The organism is Salmonella sp. SAL4457 (genome assembly GCF_046548235.1).
GTDB classification, from domain to species: domain Bacteria; phylum Pseudomonadota; class Gammaproteobacteria; order Enterobacterales; family Enterobacteriaceae; genus Salmonella; species Salmonella enterica.
The window spans coordinates 1-378 of record NZ_JBGDZO010000119.1; the positions used below are offsets into that span (position 1 = coordinate 1).

Below are 378 nucleotides of genomic sequence, written 5' to 3' on the forward strand. Positions count from 1 at the left end.
CTGGTGGGAAGCGGTCTGCCGATGGCTGGCCGCCCGTCCGCAGGTGGCACGGAGGCTGACGCTGGAGCTGACCGAGACCGCCGTGGGCGAGAGAGTCGCGACCCGGGAGTTCATCCGACGCCTGCGCGAACATGGCGTGCGCATCGCGATAGACGACTTCGGCGCGGCGCACAACAACCTGGACTTCGTTCTCGATGCCCGTCCCGATGTGATCAAGATCGATTGCCGGTATACCCGCGAAGCACGTCGCTCGGCGAAGGGCGCCGAAGTGCTGCGCCATCTGCTGGCCCTGTGCCGCGAACTGGCGCCCTGCGTGGTCCTGGAAGGTCTCGAGGAGGACGATGCGTTCGCCCGGCTGCCGACCGGGGACGTCTATCT

Annotated in this window: 1 protein-coding gene; it reads left to right on the top strand. The window is 67.5% G+C overall.

Annotated features, from left to right (window positions below):
* A partial coding sequence (locus tag ACLJNW_RS23510; RefSeq protein WP_410961127.1) for an EAL domain-containing protein occupies positions 1-378 on the top strand: 378 nt, incomplete at both ends.